This window comes from Corynebacterium sp. A21, assembly GCF_052266655.1.
Taxonomy (GTDB): Bacteria; Actinomycetota; Actinomycetes; order Mycobacteriales; family Mycobacteriaceae; genus Corynebacterium.
This window is the reverse complement of record NZ_JBQPQY010000004.1, coordinates 209,228-231,066: the sequence shown is the minus strand read 5'-3', so window position 1 is coordinate 231,066 and position 21,839 is coordinate 209,228. Positions and strand designations below refer to the sequence as shown.

Here is a 21,839-nt window from a genome sequence, read left to right as displayed (position 1 = left end):
ATTTTTCAGGAAGCATACCGAAATCCCACAGCCCCCAGACCCCTCCTCAGCGGTCAATATCATCCGGCACCACACGTTCCGCCGCAGCCCCTGCGAGCACCACATTCCGGGCCAGCGGAATCTGGTGGGAGGCGCTTTCCAGGATGTGCATGAAGTAGCCCGCGGTATTCGGAATCGCCACGATGTCACCGGGCGCGATCCCCTGCGGAAAGCGCATCCGACGGCGCACGATGACCTCATCCTCGATGCAGTAGGCCCCCACCAGGAAGCCTTCTGCGCCGGGACCCCAACCCGGTTCAGTTGCCGGTTCCGGGAGGCGCACCAGCACCGGGTCCACGAGGATGTCATCGGAGGTGGTGCGGCACTGGGTGCGGTTCATCGCCAGGCCCACCAGCGGCACGCCATCACTCCGGGTCTTGAGGAAGGCTACCTGCGCCAGAATCACCCCACAGCCGTCGAGCACTGACCGCCCGGGTTCCAGGTGCAGCCGCAGTCCGCGCCGGAGGAACTCCCTCGCAATGCTCGGCCCGCCCGGGGTCGCCGACCCGGCCAGCAGTTCCCGCAGCCAGGCTCCCCGGGTGGGTGCCTGGTGGAAGGGATAGGTGTTGGACAGCGGATCCGCCTTCCAGGTGAAGGGCTCGATCTCCCCCTCGATCATGGCCCGGCGCGCCTCCTGGAAAGCCTGCCATTGTGCGGCGTCGTCAAGGTAGCTCATCGGTACCCCACCGCCGAGGTCGATGTACTCGGGGTGCTGCCCGGCGGCGGTCGCGGCGTCGATAAGCGCGAAGGCCTCGCGCAGGGCGGTCTGCCGGTCGGCGGCCGCATAGCCGTGCAGGTGAAGGTGCACACCCTTGATCGCCACCGCAGCTGAGAGTCGGGACAGCGCCGCGCACCACACCGGGAGTCTTTCGCCGAAGCGGGTCGGCGGCAGGTGTGCGGGATCCGGTGCCAGGCGCGGGGCGAGGTGGGCGATCCGCCCCTGGTGCGCAGCGATCCGCTCGATCCGGTGCAGTTCCGTCACCGAGTCCACCGAGATGCTCACCTCATGGCGCACCGCCAGCTCCAGGAGCGCATCCGGCTTCACTGCCGCGCTGAGAATGATGCGCTCCCCCGGCATCCCGCGATCCAGCACCTGCCGCAGCTCACGTTCGCTGGCCACATCCACGGAGTGCCCGGCATCGCGCACCGTGTCGACGAAGGTCAGGGCCTTGTTTGCCTTGCGCGCGAAGAAGACCCGCGTCTCCACCCCGGCATCGCGCCCGGCGCTCACCAGCTCCTCAATATTGCGCAGCATCGGGGCCGGGCGCAACACGTTGACCGGGGAACCGAACTCCGCGATCAGATCACGGCATCGCTGCGGATCCGCCAGCAACGTCACCGCCCAGGGTTCCAGCCGCCCGGTCAACGGCACGGTCCCGTGCATCCCGGTTCCAGCCGCCTGTGCTACTACTCGCATCGCCCACCTCGGAATCACCTCATGAAGAGTCCGGGACAAGGTATCCGGACCTAAAACCACATCTTCGCTGTCTCTGCCGGCCACGGCCAGGTGCCGCTGGCCCACCACGGTCCCGTTCCGCTCGACCGCGATCCCGCGGCCCGGCCCCTGCCGCGCTAAGCCGCAGCGCACCAGGGCATCGCTCAGCGTGCCGGGGATGATGCCCGGCGGTGCCAGGACCGCATCAATCAGGATATCGACGCCCGCTGCGTCCCCGCCCGAGCTCATCCGGCTCAGGTCCACCAGGCCGGCATCGATAAGCCGGAGCAGATGCGTGGCGTTGACCACCGGCGGGCCGAAGCCCACCCGCTCCAACCGCGCCGCCAGCTCCCCGAAGCCCGGCAGGTCCGCGCGGCCACCGAAGGAGGTCCGCGCCACGATCGCCGGATAGAGCCGCCGCCAGGCCTCCCCCACCGCCCACTGCGCCCCCGGCTCCGCGATCCCGGCGGCGATATCACGGGAACTGCGCAGCTCAGCGAGCGGATCACCGCTGTCATCTGTGCCCGCCAACACTGCGCGGATGTCCCTCTCCTCGGCAACCCCCGCTTGACGACGCCCCTCCCACGCGACGCCGAGCAGCTGCCCGGCCGTCGCGGCGAGCACCTCGAGCAGCTCCGCCAGATCACGGGCCAACCTGATCCGGGCTTGCCCCGCCGTCACGATCCCGGCCAGATCCAACTGTGCCAATCGGCCCTGCGGATCCGGTTTGACCTCCATGAACCTGCCGCGCCGACTCAACGGGAAGATCACCTGGGGTTCACGCCCACTGGGACGGTAGCCGGATTCGCTCATCACCCCGCCGCGACCCAGGCTCAGTTCCAGAACGGCATCAATGAAGGTCAATGCCGTGCCCCGGATCGCGACGGTGGCACCGGGTGGAACCGCGGCCAGCTCAGCGGCGGGATAGACGCCGACCACGGTCTCACCACGGGTCAGCGCGCCGGGCCACTCGGCGGCATGCCCGGTGACCAGGAGTACCTCCTCATAGGTCTGCCCCTCGATCCGCCAGTGCTCCCCGACAGGTTCCAAGGATTCCACCCGGCGCGGAATGTGGCGGAACTGCGGCCTAAGGTTCTGCCAGGACTCGGCGAAGAAGGTACCCACCAGGGAGCGCGGCGGGAAGGGCTCGAGTGGTAGTTCTTCGCCCCGTTCAATGCGCCAACGATCGAAGCTCATCGTCTTGGTCCGGATGATCTTCGAGGCCACATTCAGCCGCCAATGATCAGGCTGATCGGTGGCATAAGCCGAGCCGGCGCCAAGCTCGCCAGGCTCCCAGACATCAATTTCCAGATCGACCAGATGGGCGGCTGCCTGCGCGAGCAGTTCCTCCACCGCCCACAGGCCGCGTGGGCCACCACCGACAATGGCGATTCTCATGTGAGTTCCCGCTCTCTTCGGGCCAGCTCTGCGGGATCCGCGTGCAGGGTCTCCCGGACCCAGTCATCGTCATAGACCGTCTCCACATAGGCCGCCCCAGAATCATGAAGGATGAGGACCACCTCGGCACCCGCCGGAAGAGTATTGATCCGCCCCATGAGCGCAGCGATCACCGCCCCACCGGAAGCCCCGGCCAAAATCCCCTCACGGTGGACCAGCAGCCTGGCACCGACCACCGAATCAACATCCGCGACCCGGATGATCTCATCAGGTTTGACGTCCCGCTCCAGAGCCGGGGACACACCCGCCCCGAACCCCGGCAAGTTACGGGCGCCTCGGCTGCCACCAAAAAGAACTGAACCCTCGGCGTCCACGCCGAGAACCTGGGTCGGGGCGTTCTCGGCTTTCAGTCGCTTGATGCACCCACCGAGCGTGCCAGTGGTGCTCATCGCCACAAACAGCAGATCCGGAGCATGCCCGAGCGATGCGAGGATCTCCCGCATGGTCCCCTCGGAGTGGGCCCGGAAGGCCGCGCGGTTGGAATACTGATCCAGCGTGACCGAACCCGGGAGTTCAGTGAGCAGTTCCCGCACCCGGTTCCGGCGGGCCGCGAGCCAGTCACCGGTGGCCGGATCCGGCTCTTCAACGAGATGGACCGTGGCGCCGAAGGCCTGCATGATGGCGACCGTGCGGACATTCGCCCGGGGATCGACGACACAGTGAAAGGGCCAGTGGTGCAGGAGACACTCACGGGCCAGGGCGATACCCAGGTTCCCGGAGCTGGACTCCACGACGCTAACCCCATCTGTGAGCAGCCCCGACTGGATCCCGGCATCCACCAGGGCGGCCGCAGTGCGGTCCTTGGCGCTGCTACCCGGATTGAACTCCTCCAGCTTCGCCCACACCTTGATATCCTCACGCGCCGTGAGTCGCTCGAGCTGCACCAGCGGGGTGTTCCCAATCGTGCCGCGGATACCAGCGGTTGAAGCTCCATCAGGTGCCTTCATGCGCCCAAGAGTAACCGTTTTGGGCCGGCCCCGGTGCCGGTGTTCTTATATTCTTCGGTTCACTCAGCCAGGGTGTTTCCGGGGTTCCGAGGCAGGAGGAGGACGAGCCAGGGATGACACAGTATTGCGCCAGCTTCGACTCAGAGAAAGCTCATTCCCGCTGATTAGAATGCGGCTTCAGTGAATCCCGCCGGACCGCCCCATCTCTGGCTCCAATTCGGTAACCCAATTTGAGGAGCCACTCGTGTCACCCGCCGATAATATCGAGAAACCCGCACCTGGCCAGCGACTTCGTGCCGTAGTAGATGAGCGGATGAGTCGACCGGAGTTCCAGACCTCCCTGATCCAGGTGGCCAAGACCATCTTCGCGACCACCCTGGCCTGGTGGATCTCCATCACATTCCTGGACACCTCCTTCCCCTTCCTCGCCCCCTGGACCGCACTGCTGACCATTCAGGCGACGGCCTACCGCACGCTCTCCCGCGGGGTGCAGTCCACCATCGCCTCGGTGCTCGGCATTGTGGTCACCTTCCTCGTCGGCCAGTATCTCGGGGTAAGTCTGTGGACCTATGCGCTGGCGCTGTTGATCGGGTTGTTCATCGCCCACATCAGGTGGATCCGGGAGGAGGGGATCACCGTGGCCACCACTGCGATCTTCCTGCTCAGTGACGGCTTCACCGAACAGTCACGGGACTTCGGTGAACGCATGCTTGAGATCCTCGTGGGAGTCTCCATCGGTGTCCTCGTCAACATGTTGGTCCTGCCGCCGCTGCGTGACAGACAGGCCTCCAATTACATCAACAGCGTTACGCGTCGCATGGGCGTGGTCCTGGAGAACATGGGAACCGAGATTGCCTCATCATGGGATACCGAATGCGCCGAGGAGTGGATCAAGGAGATCGAGTCCCTCGACTCCGAACTCAGCTCCGCTTGGTCAGCGGTCCGCTTCGCCCGGGAAAGCCGTCGCATCAACCCCCGCAGACGTATCCCCCTGCGCCGAAATTCCCGGATTCCCGATCCCGCGGACGGACCCAGCTGGGAGGAGGTCTTGGAGCAGATCAAGGAAGGTCTCTCATATCTTCGGGCCATCACCCACATCCTGCATGACGCGACCTACGCGGACGGTTCCTGGGACACCCGCTTCCGTGCCCAGTGGTCCGCCATCGCCCGGGACGCCGGACAGACGATCGCCGACCCGGACACCACAACCGACTCTGATCGCCTTCGTGAACGCCTCGATGACCTCGCCCACGAAATGTCGCGGGACGAGGACCTCCCCAGGAAGCTGTGGCCGATCTACGGCTCCCTGCTCACCGGGTTGCGGCACATCGTCTCGCTTGTCGACGAAGTGCATGCCGTCCGCCGCGCGGAAGCACGGTGAGGCGAGGCTGGCGGGGGCGTCGACAAGCGCTGGGCCGCTGCTCGTTGCCTCAGCGGCTGTGATCGGCCGGATCGGAGTCTTCCGATGACAGCGCCCGAAGACAATCGACATCCTCAGCATGGATGTCGGAGTTCTTGTCCAGCGTCAGTACGAGTGCCGGCTGCCCCTCCTCATTTTATTGTGTTCAGTACTCATGAGGTTCTTTATCTCCTGAGGTGAGCAGGATGAGCTGCACACTCACAGCCCTGCGGAGCAGCTGATGAATCGCAGATACTGGCGAAGCACCATCCCAATTCACCCAAAACCAGCCCTGAACTGCCCAATTGAGCCGCCGGAGAGGTACCTGACAGAGCCCGGCCTCCCGGCGGCTTTCTCACCACCGAGACCAGAATCACGACCTGCCGGGCCACCCACTTTCAGCCTAGGATGGGTTGTATCGACTCCCCGCTTCCCATCGGAAAGCGACAGCGACGTGATTGCTCTCCCCCTCAACTTTGTGTCTCTTATCCTCCGGACACCCGAGGAGCTGGTTATGATCCGCAAGGTCCCACCCCGAAAGTCCGGGGTCTCACTGACTGCAGCTGCTCTATGTACCCTCCCCCTCCTGCTGACTGCCTGCACCACCATTCCCGCAGATTCCATCGGCACCCTGGACCGCGCCCGTCAGGGGACCCTGGTGGTCGGGGTATCCGAGCACCACCCATGGACTAACGTCTCCGAAACCGGCGAATATTCTGGCTCGGAGATAGATCTGATCGAAAGCTTCGCGGACAGTATCGACGCCACCATCGAGTGGCACCACGCCCCGGAATCGGTGCTGGCGGGCAAAATCAAAAACAACCAGCTCGACATCGTGATCGGTGGCCTGACCACCTCCTCCCCCTGGGCCACACACATGGCTATGACCCGCTCCTACGCAAAGGCGGGCGGCGAGGACATGGTGATGGGACTGCGGATGGGGGAAAATGAACTACAGGTGGCACTGGAACGACACCTCGCTGAGGAGCACGGGGAAATCTGATGAGCAGAAAAGAACCCGCCCTCGGCTCGGGCCTCGGACAACTCCCCGCAGAACAACGCGATGCCCTGCGCAAGGCAATCCGTCTGGAATGGATCACCATCGGCTGGGTGCTCCTGACCATTGTGCTGGTCGGCCTGGTCGCCGGGCAATCACAGGCAATGCGCAGCGCCTGGTTCGAAGACATGATATCCCTGGTCCCCCCGATCGCATTTCTCCTGGCAGCACGCATCATCCGGGCAGCCCCCAGCCGTAAACATCCCTATGGCCCACACCGGGCGATCGCTGTCGCACACCAGGTCGCCGGGCTAGCACTCTTCGCGATGGGTGCTTTCCTGGTCTATGAGTCCCTCTCAGCCCTGATCAAAATGGAGAAACCACCGATCGGGTTAGTGGTGCTCTTCGGCCAGGACATCTGGTCTGGATGGCTGATGATCACCGTCATGCTGATCACCTCGATCCCGATGGTCTTCATCGGCCGATACAAACTCAAACTCGCCCAACCACTCCATGACAAGGTGCTCTACGCCGATGCCGACATGGCCAAGGCGGACTGGGGTACGGCGGCCGCGACGATTGTGGGTGTCCTGGGAATCGGCATCGGCCTGTGGTGGGCGGATGCCGTAGCCGCGCTGGTGATCTCGGTGTCAATCCTCAAAGACGGCATCACCAACATCAACGCGGCGGTCTCCGGGCTCAGCGATGCCCGGGCCACCCGCTTCGACAATGACGGCCCGCACCCCCTGACCGATGAGGTCGAGGAGCTGGTCCGTGCAGTCGACTGGGTGGCACAGGCCCGCGCCCGGGTCCGCGACCAGGGACACCTCTTCCACACCGAAATGTTCGTGGTGCCGACTACCGGTCATCTGCCCACGCTGACAGAACTTGATGAGCTGAAACACAAGATCGAGGCACTCGACTGGAAATTGCAAGATGTGGTGATCGTGGTCGTCGCCGCGATCGATCCACAGCAGGTACCACCGGCGCCCTGAGTTCCCGGGAGTGCTGTCAGGGGTGAGCGTTCTTAGGGGGTGGGAGTTCCGCCCGTCACCCCGAGCGTTTCTCCCGCCACATAACTGGCCTCATCAGAAGCCAAAAACACATAGGCACCAGCCAATTCCACCGGATGCCCGGCCCGACCCAACGGAGACTGATTGCCGAAGCCCGCCACCTTTTCCTGTGGTTGGCCATGACTGGGCTGCAACGGCGTCCAGAACGGACCCGGAGCCACCGAATTGACCCGAATCCCCTGACTGATCAGACTGCCGGCCAAACCCTTGGACAGGTTATTCATCGCGGCCTTGGTCATCGCGTAGTCAAGCAGCGTCGGCGAAGGCTCATACGCCTGAATCGAGGAGGTGAAGATGATTGAGGCACCCGGCTTCAAATGCGGCAGCGCAGCCTTGGTCACCCGGAAACTTCCGTAGAGGTTCACCTGCATGGTCTGGTCAAAATCATCATCACTGATCTCGGCCAGCCCATCCGCCCAGATCTGGCGTGAAGCATTGTTGACCAGGATGTCTAAACCTCCCAGCGCTTCCACCGTCTTGGACACCAACTCACGGCAGTAGTCAGCATCCTTGAGATCACCGGGGAAAGCGAAGGCCCGCTGCCCCGCCGCTTCAATCGCCTGAATGACTCTGTCCGCATCCGGTTGTTCCTCGGGGAGATAGGCGATGGCGACATCGGCTCCCTCGCGGGCATAGGCGATCGCCACGGCCGCTCCGATACCGGAATCACCACCGGTGATCAGTGCTTTCCGTCCTTTGAGTCGACCATGACCGCGGTAGCTTTCCAGGCCGATGTCTGCCTGGGGGATCAAGTTTCAGGTCAAGGCCCGGTTCCGGCTGGATCTGCTTCGGCGGGTCAACCTTGGGATACATCGTGCGGGGATCATTGGTGTGGGAATCCGGGGCCATTGCTACACCTTTCATCTTTCATCGCAAGAATCTACGTGTGAGGTCCACGATAAATGGAAGTCCCGATCCTGTCGATGGCGCTGGACGGAAAGCTAACTTTCCCCAGATGTCCCTTAATTCCAACTTTGGACAAAGAAACTAGAAAACCAGCGTTCCAATATGAGGGACTCTCAACACCAGGTCAGTCCATTAAACCGGCAAGCACGTTTCACGCCTGATTCAGATTAAGTCCCTGATATTTCCGGGCTGGAATTAATGATTACGAGAAGCCCCAAAAACCTGTTCGGCAAAGCCCACGGGAGAACTACATTTCCACTTTGGGGCTTAATTTCGGGCTTAAAAAGCCTCGTGGTTCCAGATTTCTCACACACACTATAAATGAGAAGCTACCCGAGAACCATCGAATAGTTCAGGAAGTTTCCTGGGCAGATATCCCCACTCCTTCGGAGTGAAAACACTGCAAGAAGAGTTACCACAAAAGGAAAACATCATGGAATCTACTACTGGGAGCCTGGTGGTGATGCTCCTATTTTCAGTAACTCTTATGACTGTAATCTGCATCGCTATGACCTGAATGGCCGCCAATGGTGGATTGGACCGCATCTCCTTCTGCTGATCCGGCACGTCGATGAGCTTTCCGGGCTTAGTGCCCACCCCACGAGCCCGAATACCGAAGGCAACTACCTCGGAATCTTCGAACTCCGCTCTCGGCTCCGCCAGGACCTGCGTGGGTGAAAGTAGGGAAGGAGCATCATCGATGAAAGATAGTTCTCGCAGGAGATCGGCGTACAGTCAGCTCAGGAGCTGACTTTGGTTCCCCAATGATGGGAATTCCGATGTCCGACGCCCCCTTCTCCACCACTGCTGTCCCGACTAAGTCGGTGAACACCTCTTTGCTCACCCTCGGGATCCTCGCAGGATCCTCGATGGAACACGAGCGACGACTACCGATACATCCTCATCATCTGGACCAGATCGACCCGGATCTGCGTGCGCAGATGATCGTTGAGCGTGGCTACGGCGCTGACTTCCAACTGGAACCCGGTTACCTTGAGTCGCGCGTAGGTAGGGTCGCGGAGCGCTCCGAGGTACTCGAATCGGCTGACGTGCTGCTTCTGCCCAAACCGCAGGCAGCGGACGTGGCAACGATTCCCGAGAGCCGCGTTCTGTGGGGGTGGCCACACTGCGTGCAGGATGTCAGCATGACACAGACAGCGATTGATCGTCATCTCACGCTCATCGCCTTTGAGGCAATGAACCACTGGACCCACCGGGGTGATTTCGGCCTACACGTATTCCACAAGAACAACGAGCTTGCCGGCTATTGCTCCGTGCTGCACGCCTTGAGTTTGATCGGATCAACCGGGGACTACGGACCACGACTCAGCGCGGTCGTCATCGGCTTCGGCGCAACTGCGCGAGGTGCCGTGACCGCGCTCAAGGCGCACGGGATCCACGACATTCAGGTCCTCACACAGCGTGGTGTCGCGGCGGTCGGCTCGCCGATCCACTCCGCACATATCGCTCAGCTCAACACCGATTCCGGCGCGACCCACCTCAGCACGGTTCTCACACCGGATGGCGACGTCCTACTACCAAAGTTTCTGGCATCTCACGACATCGTCGTCAACTGCACACTCCAGGACGTCGCCGCACCATTGACCTATTTGAGGACCGAGGATCTAGAATATTTTGCCTCGGGAAGCCTCATCATCGACGTTTCATGCGATCAGGGGATGGGTTTCGAATGGGCGAGGCCCACCACGTTTGACGAACCAATGTTCACTGTCGGCCAAGGGGTGGACTACTACTCCGTCGATCACAGCCCCTCATACCTGTGGAACTCGGCGACCTGGGAAATCAGCGAGGCGATTCTGCCGTTCCTGCGCGCGGTCATGGAAGGACCATCTTCGTGGGCGGAAAATCTCACGGTCTCCCGAGCGATCGAAATCCACGACGGCGTGATCCAGAACCAGAGCATCTTGAGTTTTCAAGGTCGCGAGTCCGCCTACCCTCATACTCGGACCGCCTAGATGATTGATTCCTGGGGTGAACTGGGAATTCCCCCGATCCCCAACTCCCCCTCCCCCACATTTCCCGTCACCCCACCCCGAAATGACGAAAAACCGGAGGTCACAAACCCTTTCGGGTTTGTGACCTCCGGTCATTGCAGTTCGAGAACCGCTCGTTGTGTGCGGACGTCGAACCCTGCTCAGATAATGATTCTGAGAGATGATTCCCGAGATTAACAGTGCGAACTCCCGATATTTTTCATGGCCACGGGAGTAGGTTTTTCCTCCGCCGAGATCACGCCAGAATCCCCCACCCGGCACTGCGGGGCCGAGAATATACTTCGCCTCCGGTCCCGGATGCGGACGCATCCACGACTCTCCCCTGTGAAATCGACGCTAAACTCCCGAGACTTTCCTGGTCAAAACGCATGCGTGGGCCAGGTGCGACCATTGGCAGCACCCGGCCCAGTTCCCGAATGACTATGTCCGAGGTGGAATCTTCACCGGGGCGCGTCCTATATCCTCGGCGATCTGCCGCATCCGCACCCGAATTGATGATTCAAGCTTGGTTCCGGACGCAGATTTGTTCTGAATCCAACGATTGGTCCTAGCCACCCACAACGCAATCAGCAAATTGATGGCCGGCTCGCGTCTGGCAGACCATTTTAGATCCGAGAACCCATTCGTATGCTGGGATTTCATCAGCGAAAACCGTTGCTCCGTCAGGGACCTAGCCGCTTCAAAGTAGGTGGCATGCTCCCACGAACCGGGCGTCAGCCCCCAGGTGGCCATGCGCCACTGATCCTCGGAGTACGGCACCGTCACCTGAGATTTTGCACAGCACCGATAGCGCTCAGCACTCCATGACGGCGATACTGTTGGAGCCATACCATGCTCATTGAGCATTGATGCTGGCTTCAGCGGGCACCGGACCCGTCCCTGGACTGCAGGACACACCAGATCAATCCGCACGCCCAGATCGTTTGCCTGGTCTCCCTGTCGCGGGCGCCCTCGCTTCCGCGCCCGGTACGGCCTGGAATTCGTGCCCATCAGCAGCGGTAGAAGCCGCTCCAACCGCCGGTCATGCTGGTCAAACCCATCGTCATCAGAGAGCATGTCCACGGTTTTCCGCACCAATTTGTCACGGCCGCTAAATTCCGCAGCGACGGGGCAATAAAAATCTCCGGCGATCTGCACCGGCCCCGCGGCCTGGCCATCGAGGGTGTGCTCGGAGCCGGCGCTGGCCCACAGTAGACGCCACGACCTGGGGTAACGCACGACGGGTGAGTACCCGAGTTCCAGACAGGCATCCGAGAAATCCCTCTTCTGGTTGTAGCCCATATCCACGGTGAGATACGGCATCCGGGCACGCCCACCGCGACGCTGATCGAGGCCGTTGGACTGGTGGGCCTCAAGAGCCCGCCGCATCCCGCTGATCGAGGCTGAGGTCGGCTGGTGAATCGCAATCGCGGTAATCACCGGAGGGATGGCATACAGATCAGCTGTGGGGCCGACGCGGGTCACCGCGGTGACGCCAATACCGAACCCTGTCTTTTTGACACTGCGTACCGAACCGCCGTCGGTGACTATCCCATTGTCCACCCGGTCACGCAGGTAGTACGCTCCCGCATACGCTGCGGCACGGAATTTGTTGTCCTTCGAGCCGAGCCCGTCAGACTGTCCCGCCAGGTCAATGATCGTTTCGTCGACGACAACATCACCCTGACCACCGGGAGGATCCTTCTCGTCGATTGAAGCGGCGACGATCAGATTGACCACGGTGTGCAGTCGCTCAGCTGCTAGCGCGCACGCCGCCGCAGTCTCGGGCGAGCGCGACGCAAGGTGCCGTCGGTGCTCACTATTGGTTACCCGACATGCCGGCAGGTCGAACCCCGGGTCAAGCGGAGCCCGACGGCTGGTCACCCACCGCGCGAACGAGCCGTAGGTCGCCGATCGTGCAGCTGGGGTCATCCCGAGACGCCGCAACTGACTGTCGCTGAGCTCACGGATCATCCGCCAGGTCTCTGAGTCGGACGGGACCCGCCCAATGGTGATCAGCGCCGCCTGCAGGGCGAGAACGCCGAGCATGGAAAACCGGCGCTCGGCCGTCCGCCCACCCTGCCCTCGAGACTCTTCGTAATAGCCCTCGATCAGCGTCAGTGCCCCGGAGGCCTCCAGGAAACTGGCACACTCCTCCAGCAGCTCATGCTTGATCGTGTACCCCAGAGATTTTTTACTGATCATGCTGCTCCCTCCTCGGCGTCACTGAGCATCTCGGCGAGCTGCTCCGGGCTATATTTCGGCAGCTGATCCGCCTGGTCAGCCAGTACACGTAGGTCACCAACTCCGGCGAGCCGGAGGACGGCCGCGGTCGGGATTCCCGGCGTAGTGGCCATGTCCATGATCCACCTGTTGCGCAGGCCGACGGCGTCGAGACCGGAAAACCCATACTCGCGCAACCTGTCATTAAGCTTATTCACAGCATTTCTGCTCACCGCCCCGTTGATCGTTAGCGGGTAGAGCGTGCCGGTGCCGACCTCGGCGGCCCGGACCTGGAGGCGATGGCCCCGGCGGGGACAGATCACCGGGACCACCCGATCGACTTTTCCGCGGCGTCGCACCCGGACCAGGACGATCTCGCGGCCACATTCCAGGCGGGTGGCGGTGATGTCGGTGCCGGTGACCTCGCGAATCTCCTGGGAGCGCAGCCCGGCCCCGGTGAGCAGGTCAAGCACCAGGAGAAGGCGCGGTCGAAGGATGTCCGGGACCGCTACGGCGGTGGCATAGAGTTCGTCGGCGGTGCCGGAGGGGGCGGCTGGGGTGGCCCGGCCCCGCGGGCCGTTGACGACACGGCGGGCCGGGAACTCTCTCGGGTACAGGGTACGCCCAGCCTCATAGAGGGCGTGGCTGTACGTTTTTCTGCTAGTCCGCGAAAAAGAATTGTCCTTGAGTAACCAACGGTCCACGTTGGCCCTGGTCAGAGCCCGTTGCTCGTCGACCTGACCGTCGGTGACGGCCTCCTCGTAAAGGAAACGGGCGATAATCCGAGCGATTTTCGCATCGGAAACCTCCCCCAGAGGCGGGGTGTGGGCCTGGACCCGGGCGGCGCGCTCGATAGCCTGGGAGCGCAGCGGTCCCGCAGGTTTAGCAATCGACAGGGTTTTGAGTCGCGCGTAGCGGCCCTTATCGGGCAGGGTGGTCAGGGTGAGCCGGCGGATCCGGTCGGGAGCACTGACCATCTCCTCGCGGTCGTGCCGCTGGGGCTCCTCCGACGGCTCGGCCGGAGCCATTTTCGTGAAGCGCCCCATCACACCCACCTCCTTTCGAACGGGTGGGCGGTGTGGGGGTTGCCGATGGCGTGTGGGCATGTCAAGATAGACATGTCTCCTCCTAAAGGGCTGTGAAAGGTGTTTTATGAGGGAGTTACAGGTCAAATTCTTTGCCGGAATTTGAGCTGTCGGCGGGGCCGGATTTGTCGAGAATCCGGTCCCGCTTTTCTATGCGCGTTTTCGCGCCGATAATTATCGCTGTGTCGCGATATCCCCTTTCTTCACTTCCGCATCAGGGCTGGGGCCAGCTTGAGATAATGCTGGCGTCATCTTTGCCGACCGCTTTCCAGTCAGATATCGGGTCCGTCCCGGGCCCCATACCCATCCAGGCCATCACGGTCCCGACGGAAGTGTTCGACCAGGATCCGTTCCACGAGCCTGGTCCTGGGGAGGTCTGCCGCCTCCGCGCGCTGAGCGATTTTCTGCGCCAAGGGAGCGGGCAGGCGAAGCTCTAGGCGCACCACCGAGCCATCAGGGACTTGCCGGGCTCGGCCGGGGCCATATCGCCCAGCGGGTAGATCGATCATCGCTCACTCCTCGGGGCCAGCAGTGAGAGCCAACGGCGGTCGCCGACTCCTGGAGTGTCAGACGGTCCAACACTCCGTTACAACTCGCATCAACTCCCCGAGTGGGCTCCCTCCATTTGGCAACTTAGGCGTTCACCAGAGGGATGTGATGTACTGCACATGATCATACCGGGATCTGCCGGAATCACAAGGGTGGGATTCGCGGATTCTTGCTGGCCTCTGCGATTTTCCCTTCAATAGAAACCGTGTTCTAGATAACTTATAGAGAATGAGTCTTCAGATACCTCATTGAAATGCATGATCTTCTACGACACCTCAGCATTCCCGTATCGCACACCCTTTCACCTGCTGAGCCCGACAGAATCACAAAGAAATCGGACCTACGCCACCACCCTCATGCGCAAAGCTACGCGACGCGAACATAGTCTTTCGTCGATGTGGAGACAAGATGCCGGATAAGTCCTAAAAGTATTATTCGAAACGGCCTACCTATATCTGTGGCGTTTCCTACACTCAGGTAATGAAACGGATCCTCCCTCTGGTGGTAGCAGCTGCTCTACTGCTCACCGGTTGCACCTCCTCGCCAACCCCATCAGAAGATGAGACATCGTCATCTAGCGCCACTACCTCAACCACTAAGTCTTCGACTAAGAACTCGACACCATCGCCGTCCCCGACGACCGAGGAGAGCGGGTTGCAGAGCACCAGTGTGATTCCGATTAAAGAGCCAGTTGTTCCACCAGCACCGTCGACTCCTGCGCCTAATTCTGCAGTTCCAGCAGTTATCCCCGCTCCTACTGCAGTGCTGGGCAACTACTGCCAGCCCTATGGCGGGACAGGAACCGCAGCAGATGGCAGCACCCTCTACTGCGCCAACCTTAATCTCACTGACGCCCTCTTCTGGCACACATCCCCCGGCATTGTTCCCAACCCTGAGATCGAAGCCCAAATGGCCGAACAAATGGCTCTTACGGTGCAACCTGGTCAGCTCTGCTACGACGAGACCTCCACCATTACAATCGTGGACGGCACTCCGCTCTACTGCAATCCCACCGTTAACGGCCGCAACGCAGGAAACCTGGTGTGGCAGCTGACCCCTTAGACCACGCAAGGCCCACCCGTTATCACTGGAGGCGCTCAGAATGGTGAGTCACAGTACGCATAACGCCGCTGCCAGGACGCACTCTCTTCTTGACATCCTGCTCACACGCCTGCCGGAAGAACCAGCCATCGACCACCTCGAAGAGATTGCTGCGGCGTGCCTGGGGTGTTATGACACCGACGACATCATCATCCGCGAAATTCTCGAAGGTTAGAACCGTGATCCCAGCTTGTGCGAAAGCTGCGCTTCTCTCGAGGGCACCCTCCTTCGTCGGCCCGATATTCTGGAGGCGACTCCTTAAACCTTCGAAATGAGTTCTATGACCCAGCCACCTCAGTCCGCTCAAGAAGCCCAATCTCCCGATAACACGCTCGCCTACGCCAAGCTTCAAGAATGGTGGATGAACGAGATTTCTGACGAGAACCGTTCACGCATACTTGACCGAGTACGCCCATTTGGACTGGACCCCGAACATGGATTCCTACCTATTGAAGGATCACACCTGAGCCCAGGCCCCTCGGCTGCCAGAGTGCTTAGGAGTTTGGACTCTTGGTTTACTGGTCCGGATCATCGAGACCTGGGCCGAAAAATTGCTGAGAAAACGCTCGAACTCGCAGCTTACAGCCCAGATCCGCTGGATAAGCACTTTGCTCTTAGCTCCCTCATAACCTTGTACTACCGTGACCGAGGCCGTGAAGACTTCTATTCAAAAGCACTTGCCACTTGTCGAGAGCAGATTGCCATGCAAGAGCAGGCAAAGGGAGCTTTCCTGGAAGAGTTTCCCGGAACGGGACTGCCAGGGCACGTTGGTTACAGGCAACTTGCCGTCGTGCTTGAAAAGGAAAAGAAGTTTCAGGAAGCACTTGACCTCGTCCGAGAAGCACAAGAAAATGGCTGGACTTCCGACTGGGATAAACGGACCGCACGATTAGAGCAAAAGCTAGCAAAGCAAGCTTCCTCTCCTTAGAACAAGCAGATTTCCTCGATGGGTCCGGTGGATGCTCTACCCAGAGTCAGAACGAGCAACCGGCACAGACTCCTTCGACAACTACCATCGGCACCACTTTAGCGACGAGTTCGACCACAACTTCTGGTGAACACATCTGTGGCAGATTTTCCCCCATCGAGCCATCAACCAGCAAAGAACGGAAATCTGTTGACTACTAACGAAGACACTCAAAAGCTCCTGACCCACATCACAACCCAGTTTGGCACGGACCCTAACCGATGGTTCAGACCCGACGGCTACCAAAGCGTCGCACTGGCGATTCTCGACTCCATTTATTCGACCAGTAACCGGTATGCAGGGGTAATCAACCTAGTCAATCGGTACCGGCACCTTCGAACTGCCGAAGGAGCCGATCCCGAGGTTGATACCGCCACTGATCTCATCGAAACATTCCACCGATGGGGAGGAGTCGATACATTCGTGGAGCGCACGAACAATCGATGGAGAACATCATCCCAGTTTCACGCACCCTACAAGGCATATGCAGCGTTGGAAGCAGCAAAGGTACTTGCATGGCACTCCATCGAAACCGTCAACGATGCCGTAATGAGGTTGGAGTCCCGGGAAAGTCGCGAGCGGTCAGATATCTCCAAGGAATGGCTGGCAATAACGGGACAAAAAAGTGCACTGACCTGGAATTACTTCCTCATGCTCAACGGAATCCCGGGAGTGAAAGCAGACCGAATGGTCGTCCGCTTCGTCACCCAATCACTCGGGCGTCAAAGAAAGATTTCCCCGAAGGATGCTTCAAGGTTGGTAGAGGAAGTCGCAGACATCATTGGGGCCAACTACAGTTATCTCGACCACACCATCTGGCGTTACCAGTCAGACCGCCCCTACCTTCAGCCAGATAAAACACGACTGGAGTAAGAACGAGCCGATCCCAAAGAGCCTGACAACGCAGAATACGATGTCACTCTCTGTGAGAAGACTCCATCGAGAATATTACGTTTCTTGAGCAAGTCGATCGTGCGTAGCGCAGGAATTTACTTCTCCATCGAATCCTGGGGCTTTTTGTTTTTCGCTATCAGTGGCTCTGTGCCTTTGAGAATGCTGACGATGCCGTCGTAGGCGTCTCGCTGTTCCGTGATCACGGACTTCCCGAATGTCAGATTGAAGGTGCGTTGACCGGTAGTCAAGGTCAGCGTTGGTGGGGAAACCATGGAATACCTGCTGGTTGAAATGGTCAAATCCTTGATTGGGATGGCGATGTCGAACCGCCCGTCGGACTGCAGGGTGGCGGTGGCCTCGAGATAAAGAGTCGTAGATGTGAGGACAAGCGTTGTGTCCAAAGGGCCGCGCTTTCTCGTCGCGACCTCACCGACGGCAAGCATGGTGTCGTCGCGGGGCAAAATAGCGTTGGCGATATTAATCGAACTAGGAACGGTCCAGGAATTAGCCGCGAGATACTTCGGGAAGGGAAAGGCCGGTTCCTGGTGCGGTACGCCCCCCATGGACGCTGCCCACTTGGTAAGTTGATAGATCGAGCTTGGGATGGAGCCTGTCGACTGTTTGGACACCGACGTGAAGATCCACGAGTAATGGTCAATGTCGTCCATCAGAGATGAAATCTCCGAAAGGCTCGTGGTTCTAGCCTCGGCGAGATCGGCAAGGAGTTCGGTAGTACGCGCGTCGTCACCCGTGGTGTACCTGACATTAGCGATACGCAGATAATTCCAACGCAACCAGGTTTCTTCGGCGAGCAGCATGCCGTGGACGTCAAAAATGATCTGCTGACCGTCCGTCTTGAAGTAAGCGACCGGGGCATCCTTCATATGCTTCAAGTGCTTCTGCACATTGGTCCGGTAGGTTTTGATCGCTTGCGCAATTTGCGGCAAAGAGTGGCGGACAGGGTAGAAGATGTCATTATCGACAGCACGCAATCGGTCGGCCTCGCGCCACAAGCCATTGATGGTGTCGGCGATCGCACTAATCTCGTCGTGCTTGATCTGGCGTTGCTCCTCCAGAAGGGAGTTGACGTCCTCGCTGAGCTGCGCGTTAATCTTCGAAAAGTCTCGAATTTGCATGTTGAGCGCAAACTGGCCGACCGCATCGCTGATCTCGGTGATCGGGTTGCTCTCCGGATTAACCGTGACCCGTGTGACCGCCATCCTCTCCGCGTAGCGGCCATTCGGGCCGCGCAGGCTCCCGTAGATCTCGCCGTTCTTCTCGGTTAGTGTCCTTCCCTCTTCAAGAAGTTTCGCCGTGGCATCGGTGAACTTAAGATAGCCGGTAGTCTTAAACGTGTTGTGCAGCGTGCCAACGACCTGGCCGATCACGGCGACTCCGCCGATCGCAGCGATAATGCCGCTGCCCGGGCCCTGCTGGATTTCCTCCATAAGTGCGCCGAGAGGTTGGAGACCTTCGCCCTCAAACGGGTCATTCGACAGCACCAGCAGGTGCTCATCATCAAGCCAGCGGTAGAAATTCCGCAGATTATCCGGTGTGCGTGCTGGCTGGTTCGTGGAGCTGGTAGTCATTTGTTCATCGTATGTCAGATTGATGGGGTGCTGTTGCCAGCAGTAATTTCCAATTACCTGCTATTTATTAGTGTGCAGCGCCGGATGGGTGACAGTTCCGTAAATTCGGTCTAAAACTTGATTTTGCAGTAGCATCGATTCGAGTGGGGACGGCAGTCTGAACCCGCTTTCCTGAAATCAGTCAGCCCTCTGCTCTCACCTAAACTGTGCGCGATCTGCCTTCTCGCATTGTTTGATTCGTGCGAGACCTCAACACCCCGAGGTCAATAGATACCAGAGCTCACATAGGCTGGTAAAGAGAATATCATTACGCACCATCTCGACGTGCTGCAACATCACCTAGAACCAATTTTTGACTACGGCGAGAACGCTGGTGACAACCTCCTAACCCAGGGTCGCTCCTAGCGAGTTGAGTCACAGTACGCATAACACCACTGCCAGAACGCACGCTCTAAACCTCTGATGCCAACTCCCCTAAATCGCCAAAACTTACATCTTTGCCGACAAGTCACCCGGGCATCGTCCCTGCGATGCCTTCCTCGTTCCAGCGAGGAATAGAAGCAACGCAGGGCAACCCTGCGACACCGCAGGCCCCCGCAAAAACCAGACGTAATCTACCCATCTCAAGAGTTGCTCATAACTCCCCCAACGCTCATCGGGTTAGGTTTTCAATCATTAGTCTGCACAACCACGACATCCAGAGGATCGATGCCCCACACGGCGGCCGCCAGATAGGCCAAGGTGCCATCGTCGGGGTCAGCATCCAAGTGAGCGATGAGCACGGAAGCCATTTCTACCCGTGAGCGGGCAAGAAAGTATTCCTCACCGGTATCAAGAAAGATCATGTCTTCTTAGACTGATCCTCCCGGCCTATCGGTTCCCGTGACCCCGGCCACTGAGAGGAAGGTATTTTCTCTGGTTAGCGCTTCCACATGGCGAAAGAGATCTTTCTGACATTTTCCCTGGCCAGCATTGGCCCCCATCAGCGATACTGACCATATGAACCCCCATGCAGACTCCTCCAGGGCTCCCAAAAAGAACGATCCCAGTCCGGAAGTCCGCCGTGCCGCGGCACGCACTGCCGTGAGCGCCAGTAAGAGAACAGGGGATACTCTCCCCCGTCTCGCTTATGAGCTGGCCGGCGTGCCTATCCCCAAACACGCCACCGACGAATTACAAAAAGCTTCAACCAGACGACGATGGAGAATTTTCCGCAAACGCTGCTAGTTCAGGCCCGCCCAGCAGCACCACGTAGACCCACGGACAGCGTGCTGGTTCGCCGCAGGACACCACTGATGACTAGGCCCAATGCTGAAGCTGTCTTCAATCACCATGACAGCGAATCGGGCGACCTGCGCCTTCGAACCGAGACACTATTTGCCCTTAGCCGAGACTCGGCATCGGGTGTCTGCACACCGCCGGTTCAACGGTGCCACACCTATAATTTAGGGAACCCGAGCAAGGTGGTACTGATGACAAACCCGCAGGACTACGCGCAACAAGACCCACGCGGCAAACAAGCCCGTTATGAAGCAGAGCGGAAACGACGCATGGCAGACCTGCGCCGCCGCAGCGCCCAGAAAACACTTGAGGTCATCGAACGGAAGTTCCCCAACCTCAAAAAAGACGGAACACAGGAAGCATGAAAGCATCACGAGACACTTACGGGAGAAGTAAACCCGCTATGCCATCACCCTAAAAGACGATTACCGATCAATTAGCGGTCACTAAGACCTATCTCAACCACGAACCAGTCCCCTGGGCAAAGTCTCCAACATAGTCAAAAAGATAGTCAACGATGTCGCACTGTCCGCGGACTCATCGGTCGTCGCCGCAGCGAAGATCATGGAATCGCAGCCATCTTCACCGGGATCATCTCCCACATCCCAGTGCGAGGCACCACCTTGCCGGCGCGGTTCACTCCAGCGCACTCCTGCTACCGGGTGTCCGGGAGCACTGTGGGCGGGGTGAGGTTCTTGAACAGGATCTGCAGCTTCCCCCTGTCGCTGCAGTATCTGCTCCGCCAACAGCATCTGGACAGGAAATCCCCCATCGAGCCATAGCACGACGTCCATCCTGCTACCGGGAGGTGCGGGGAGGCTAGCCGCTGGTGATATCGGCGATTAACTCATCGATGACCTCGTCACCGGGATGCAACTCCGGGCAAAACTGTTCCACCATCCCCGGAAGAAACCGTATCCCCGACTCCTCCCGATGCCAGATGTAGGTGATCCTCATCGATTCCTTCAGCGCCGCGGGGTCATAGAAAGCCTGGTCGGCGGGATTTGCCATCGCACACGATAACCGCGCAGCGATCACCACCTCCCCCACCGTCAAGCCACTGATACGGGTGCCGGAAAACTGTTCCAAGAGCGCCATCGCCGCCGCCTGCTCCCTATCGGTTACTGGTGCTGGTTCCGGGCCGGGTGGACCCCCTTCACGCGCCTCGGTGTCGCCAGCTACCGCGGAGGACGCCTGGCTGGGTGTGGATACCGAGAGGGAAGAGAGCACCGTCTCAGGCGGGCCCGTCCCACCACCGCACGCCGTGAGTACGCTGACCATGGCCACCGCACTTAAGGCAGCTCTTACCTTCTTCACGGTGTGATCGTACCTTTGACGGACACTTGAGGGCCGTACCCGGCCAAGGTGCCCCCATTTTTGGGGGCATTGAGCTGGAACTACCCCCCATTGTCGGGTATCCCGTGGGGGCATGGCCCCTTTACGGGCGCCCGCCTCGACATGAGATAAACCTGTGAATATGATTTGGTTTTTCAGGGAAAACAATAATGAGGGGCTGGCCCCGCGAAAGGATCAACCCGATGACCACGTCGCTGTACCTGGACCAACAGCGTACTTTTCCCGTCTGGCAGGAATCTGCCCGGGCGGGCAGCCAGGAAGCATTTTATGAACGAGACGAATGGATCCTCCAGGCGGCCTGCCGCCACGGTGACCCGGATCAGCTCTTTGTTCAGGGTGCGGAGCAACGCCGGGCGGCCGCAGCCTGCAGGCACTGCCCGGTACGCACCCAGTGCCTGGTGACCGCGTTGGATAACCGGGAGGAATTCGGGGTCTGGGGTGGGTTGACCGAGCGTCAGCGCCGCGCCCTCCTGCGCCACAACCCCCACATCGAGGACTGGGCAGAGCACCTCGCCGCCGGTGACACGCTGACCGACAGCTAGTAAC

18 protein-coding genes and 1 pseudogene are annotated in these 21,839 nt (G+C 59.9%); 10 read left to right on the top strand and 9 right to left on the bottom strand.

Annotation, left to right across the window (positions count from 1 at the left end; translation table 11 throughout):
* Positions 1-46 precede the first annotated feature (46 nt).
* Both ACTU46_RS09135 and ACTU46_RS09130 read right to left on the bottom strand, forming a co-directional pair.
* Positions 47-2,872 carry an FAD/NAD(P)-binding protein gene (locus ACTU46_RS09135; RefSeq protein ID WP_443381096.1) on the bottom strand — a complete coding sequence of 942 codons (2,826 nt, stop codon included), beginning with the start codon at positions 2,870-2,872 and terminating at the stop codon, positions 47-49.
* Positions 2,869-3,879 (bottom strand): pyridoxal-phosphate dependent enzyme, encoded by a 1,011-nt coding sequence (locus tag ACTU46_RS09130; RefSeq protein ID WP_443381094.1) that lies wholly within the window; start codon positions 3,877-3,879, stop codon positions 2,869-2,871. The genes ACTU46_RS09135 and ACTU46_RS09130 overlap by 4 nt, the downstream gene beginning before the upstream one ends.
* Before the next feature lie 244 nt (positions 3,880-4,123).
* Here ACTU46_RS09130 and ACTU46_RS09125 point away from each other — a divergent pair, with 244 nt between their 5' ends.
* The 3 genes from ACTU46_RS09125 (at position 4,124) to ACTU46_RS09115 (ending at position 7,270) form a co-directional block, all read left to right on the top strand.
* On the top strand, positions 4,124-5,260 hold the full coding sequence (locus ACTU46_RS09125; RefSeq protein ID WP_443381091.1) for an FUSC family protein: 1,137 nt from the start codon (positions 4,124-4,126) through the stop codon (positions 5,258-5,260).
* 532 nt (positions 5,261-5,792) lie between these two features.
* The gene (locus ACTU46_RS09120; RefSeq protein WP_443381089.1) at positions 5,793-6,281 is read left to right on the top strand and encodes a transporter substrate-binding domain-containing protein; all 489 of its coding nucleotides are present in this window, start codon (positions 5,793-5,795) and stop codon (positions 6,279-6,281) included.
* Positions 6,278-7,270, top strand: coding sequence for a cation diffusion facilitator family transporter (locus ACTU46_RS09115; protein WP_443381286.1), 993 nt, complete (start codon positions 6,278-6,280; stop codon positions 7,268-7,270). Before ACTU46_RS09120 ends, ACTU46_RS09115 begins: the two co-directional genes overlap by 4 nt.
* 32 nt (positions 7,271-7,302) lie before the next feature.
* On the opposite strand, the pseudogene ACTU46_RS09110 reads toward ACTU46_RS09115, so the two are convergent.
* Positions 7,303-8,197, bottom strand: a pseudogene (locus tag ACTU46_RS09110) (SDR family oxidoreductase).
* Between the two features lie 836 nt (positions 8,198-9,033).
* On the opposite strand from ACTU46_RS09110, the gene ACTU46_RS09105 reads away from it, so the two are divergent.
* Entirely contained in the window at positions 9,034-10,230 is a 1,197-nt protein-coding gene (locus ACTU46_RS09105) for a N(5)-(carboxyethyl)ornithine synthase (RefSeq protein ID WP_443381086.1), read from the top strand.
* Positions 10,231-10,689: 459 nt separating this feature from the next.
* Here ACTU46_RS09105 and ACTU46_RS09100 read toward each other — a convergent pair whose 3' ends face one another.
* The 3 genes from ACTU46_RS09100 to ACTU46_RS09090 all read right to left on the bottom strand — a co-directional run bounded on the left by ACTU46_RS09100 (position 10,690) and on the right by ACTU46_RS09090 (position 14,065).
* Positions 10,690-12,453, bottom strand: a complete 1,764-nt coding sequence (locus tag ACTU46_RS09100) for a hypothetical protein (protein WP_443381083.1) — start codon at positions 12,451-12,453, stop codon at positions 10,690-10,692.
* Positions 12,450-13,517: a hypothetical protein gene (locus ACTU46_RS09095; RefSeq protein WP_443381284.1), complete on the bottom strand. Its 1,068-nt coding sequence runs from the start codon at positions 13,515-13,517 to the stop codon at positions 12,450-12,452. The genes ACTU46_RS09100 and ACTU46_RS09095 overlap by 4 nt, the downstream gene beginning before the upstream one ends.
* 311 nt (positions 13,518-13,828) lie before the next feature.
* Positions 13,829-14,065, bottom strand: a complete 237-nt coding sequence (locus ACTU46_RS09090) for a hypothetical protein (protein ID WP_443381080.1) — start codon at positions 14,063-14,065, stop codon at positions 13,829-13,831.
* A gap of 694 nt (positions 14,066-14,759) precedes the next feature.
* Between ACTU46_RS09090 and ACTU46_RS09085 the strand changes: the two genes are divergently transcribed.
* The 4 genes from ACTU46_RS09085 to ACTU46_RS09070 all read left to right on the top strand — a co-directional run bounded on the left by ACTU46_RS09085 (position 14,760) and on the right by ACTU46_RS09070 (position 17,046).
* The gene (locus ACTU46_RS09085; RefSeq protein ID WP_443381078.1) at positions 14,760-15,167 is read left to right on the top strand and encodes a hypothetical protein; all 408 of its coding nucleotides are present in this window, start codon (positions 14,760-14,762) and stop codon (positions 15,165-15,167) included.
* A 40-nt stretch (positions 15,168-15,207) separates the two neighbouring features.
* Positions 15,208-15,381 (top strand): hypothetical protein, encoded by a 174-nt coding sequence (locus ACTU46_RS09080; protein WP_443381075.1) that lies wholly within the window; start codon positions 15,208-15,210, stop codon positions 15,379-15,381.
* A 96-nt stretch (positions 15,382-15,477) separates the two neighbouring features.
* On the top strand, positions 15,478-16,134 hold the full coding sequence (locus tag ACTU46_RS09075; RefSeq protein WP_443381073.1) for a hypothetical protein: 657 nt from the start codon (positions 15,478-15,480) through the stop codon (positions 16,132-16,134).
* A gap of 189 nt (positions 16,135-16,323) precedes the next feature.
* Positions 16,324-17,046 (top strand): heme peroxidase, encoded by a 723-nt coding sequence (locus ACTU46_RS09070; RefSeq protein ID WP_443381071.1) that lies wholly within the window; start codon positions 16,324-16,326, stop codon positions 17,044-17,046.
* Between the two features lie 116 nt (positions 17,047-17,162).
* On the opposite strand, the gene ACTU46_RS09065 is transcribed toward ACTU46_RS09070, so the two are convergent.
* On the bottom strand, positions 17,163-18,656 hold the full coding sequence (locus ACTU46_RS09065) for a hypothetical protein (protein WP_443381069.1): 1,494 nt from the start codon (positions 18,654-18,656) through the stop codon (positions 17,163-17,165).
* A 668-nt stretch (positions 18,657-19,324) separates the two neighbouring features.
* On the bottom strand, positions 19,325-19,501 hold the full coding sequence (locus ACTU46_RS09060) for a hypothetical protein (RefSeq protein ID WP_443381066.1): 177 nt from the start codon (positions 19,499-19,501) through the stop codon (positions 19,325-19,327).
* A 627-nt stretch (positions 19,502-20,128) separates the two neighbouring features.
* Here ACTU46_RS09060 and ACTU46_RS09055 point away from each other — a divergent pair.
* Entirely contained in the window at positions 20,129-20,302 is a 174-nt protein-coding gene (locus ACTU46_RS09055; protein ID WP_443381064.1) for a hypothetical protein, read from the top strand.
* Positions 20,303-20,756: 454 nt separating this feature from the next.
* Here the strand turns inward: ACTU46_RS09055 and ACTU46_RS09050 are convergent, their stop codons facing one another.
* The gene (locus ACTU46_RS09050) at positions 20,757-21,254 is read right to left on the bottom strand and encodes a hypothetical protein (protein WP_443381063.1); all 498 of its coding nucleotides are present in this window, start codon (positions 21,252-21,254) and stop codon (positions 20,757-20,759) included.
* Positions 21,255-21,475: 221 nt separating this feature from the next.
* On the opposite strand from ACTU46_RS09050, the gene ACTU46_RS09045 reads away from it, so the two are divergent.
* On the top strand, positions 21,476-21,835 hold the full coding sequence (locus ACTU46_RS09045) for a WhiB family transcriptional regulator (protein ID WP_443381062.1): 360 nt from the start codon (positions 21,476-21,478) through the stop codon (positions 21,833-21,835).
* Positions 21,836-21,839 lie beyond the last annotated feature (4 nt).

Excerpts from the sequence above, each read along its gene's own strand:
- ACTU46_RS09135 (WP_443381096.1), bottom strand. The coding sequence starts at position 2,872 with ATGAGAATCGCCATTGTCGGTGGTGGCCCACGCGGCCTGTGGGCGGTG.
- ACTU46_RS09130 (WP_443381094.1), bottom strand. The coding sequence starts at position 3,879 with ATGAAGGCACCTGATGGAGCTTCAACCGCTGGTATCCGCGGCACGATT.
- ACTU46_RS09120 (WP_443381089.1), top strand. The coding sequence starts at position 5,793 with ATGATCCGCAAGGTCCCACCCCGAAAGTCCGGGGTCTCACTGACTGCA.
- ACTU46_RS09105 (WP_443381086.1), top strand. The coding sequence starts at position 9,034 with ATGTCCGACGCCCCCTTCTCCACCACTGCTGTCCCGACTAAGTCGGTG.
- ACTU46_RS09100 (WP_443381083.1), bottom strand. The coding sequence starts at position 12,453 with ATGATCAGTAAAAAATCTCTGGGGTACACGATCAAGCATGAGCTGCTG.
- ACTU46_RS09095 (WP_443381284.1), bottom strand. The coding sequence starts at position 13,517 with ATGGGGCGCTTCACGAAAATGGCTCCGGCCGAGCCGTCGGAGGAGCCC.
- ACTU46_RS09090 (WP_443381080.1), bottom strand. The coding sequence starts at position 14,065 with ATGATCGATCTACCCGCTGGGCGATATGGCCCCGGCCGAGCCCGGCAA.
- ACTU46_RS09080 (WP_443381075.1), top strand. The coding sequence starts at position 15,208 with ATGGTGAGTCACAGTACGCATAACGCCGCTGCCAGGACGCACTCTCTT.
- ACTU46_RS09075 (WP_443381073.1), top strand. The coding sequence starts at position 15,478 with ATGAGTTCTATGACCCAGCCACCTCAGTCCGCTCAAGAAGCCCAATCT.
- ACTU46_RS09065 (WP_443381069.1), bottom strand. The coding sequence starts at position 18,656 with ATGACTACCAGCTCCACGAACCAGCCAGCACGCACACCGGATAATCTG.
- ACTU46_RS09060 (WP_443381066.1), bottom strand. The coding sequence starts at position 19,501 with ATGATCTTTCTTGATACCGGTGAGGAATACTTTCTTGCCCGCTCACGG.
- ACTU46_RS09055 (WP_443381064.1), top strand. The coding sequence starts at position 20,129 with ATGACAAACCCGCAGGACTACGCGCAACAAGACCCACGCGGCAAACAA.
- ACTU46_RS09045 (WP_443381062.1), top strand. The coding sequence starts at position 21,476 with ATGACCACGTCGCTGTACCTGGACCAACAGCGTACTTTTCCCGTCTGG.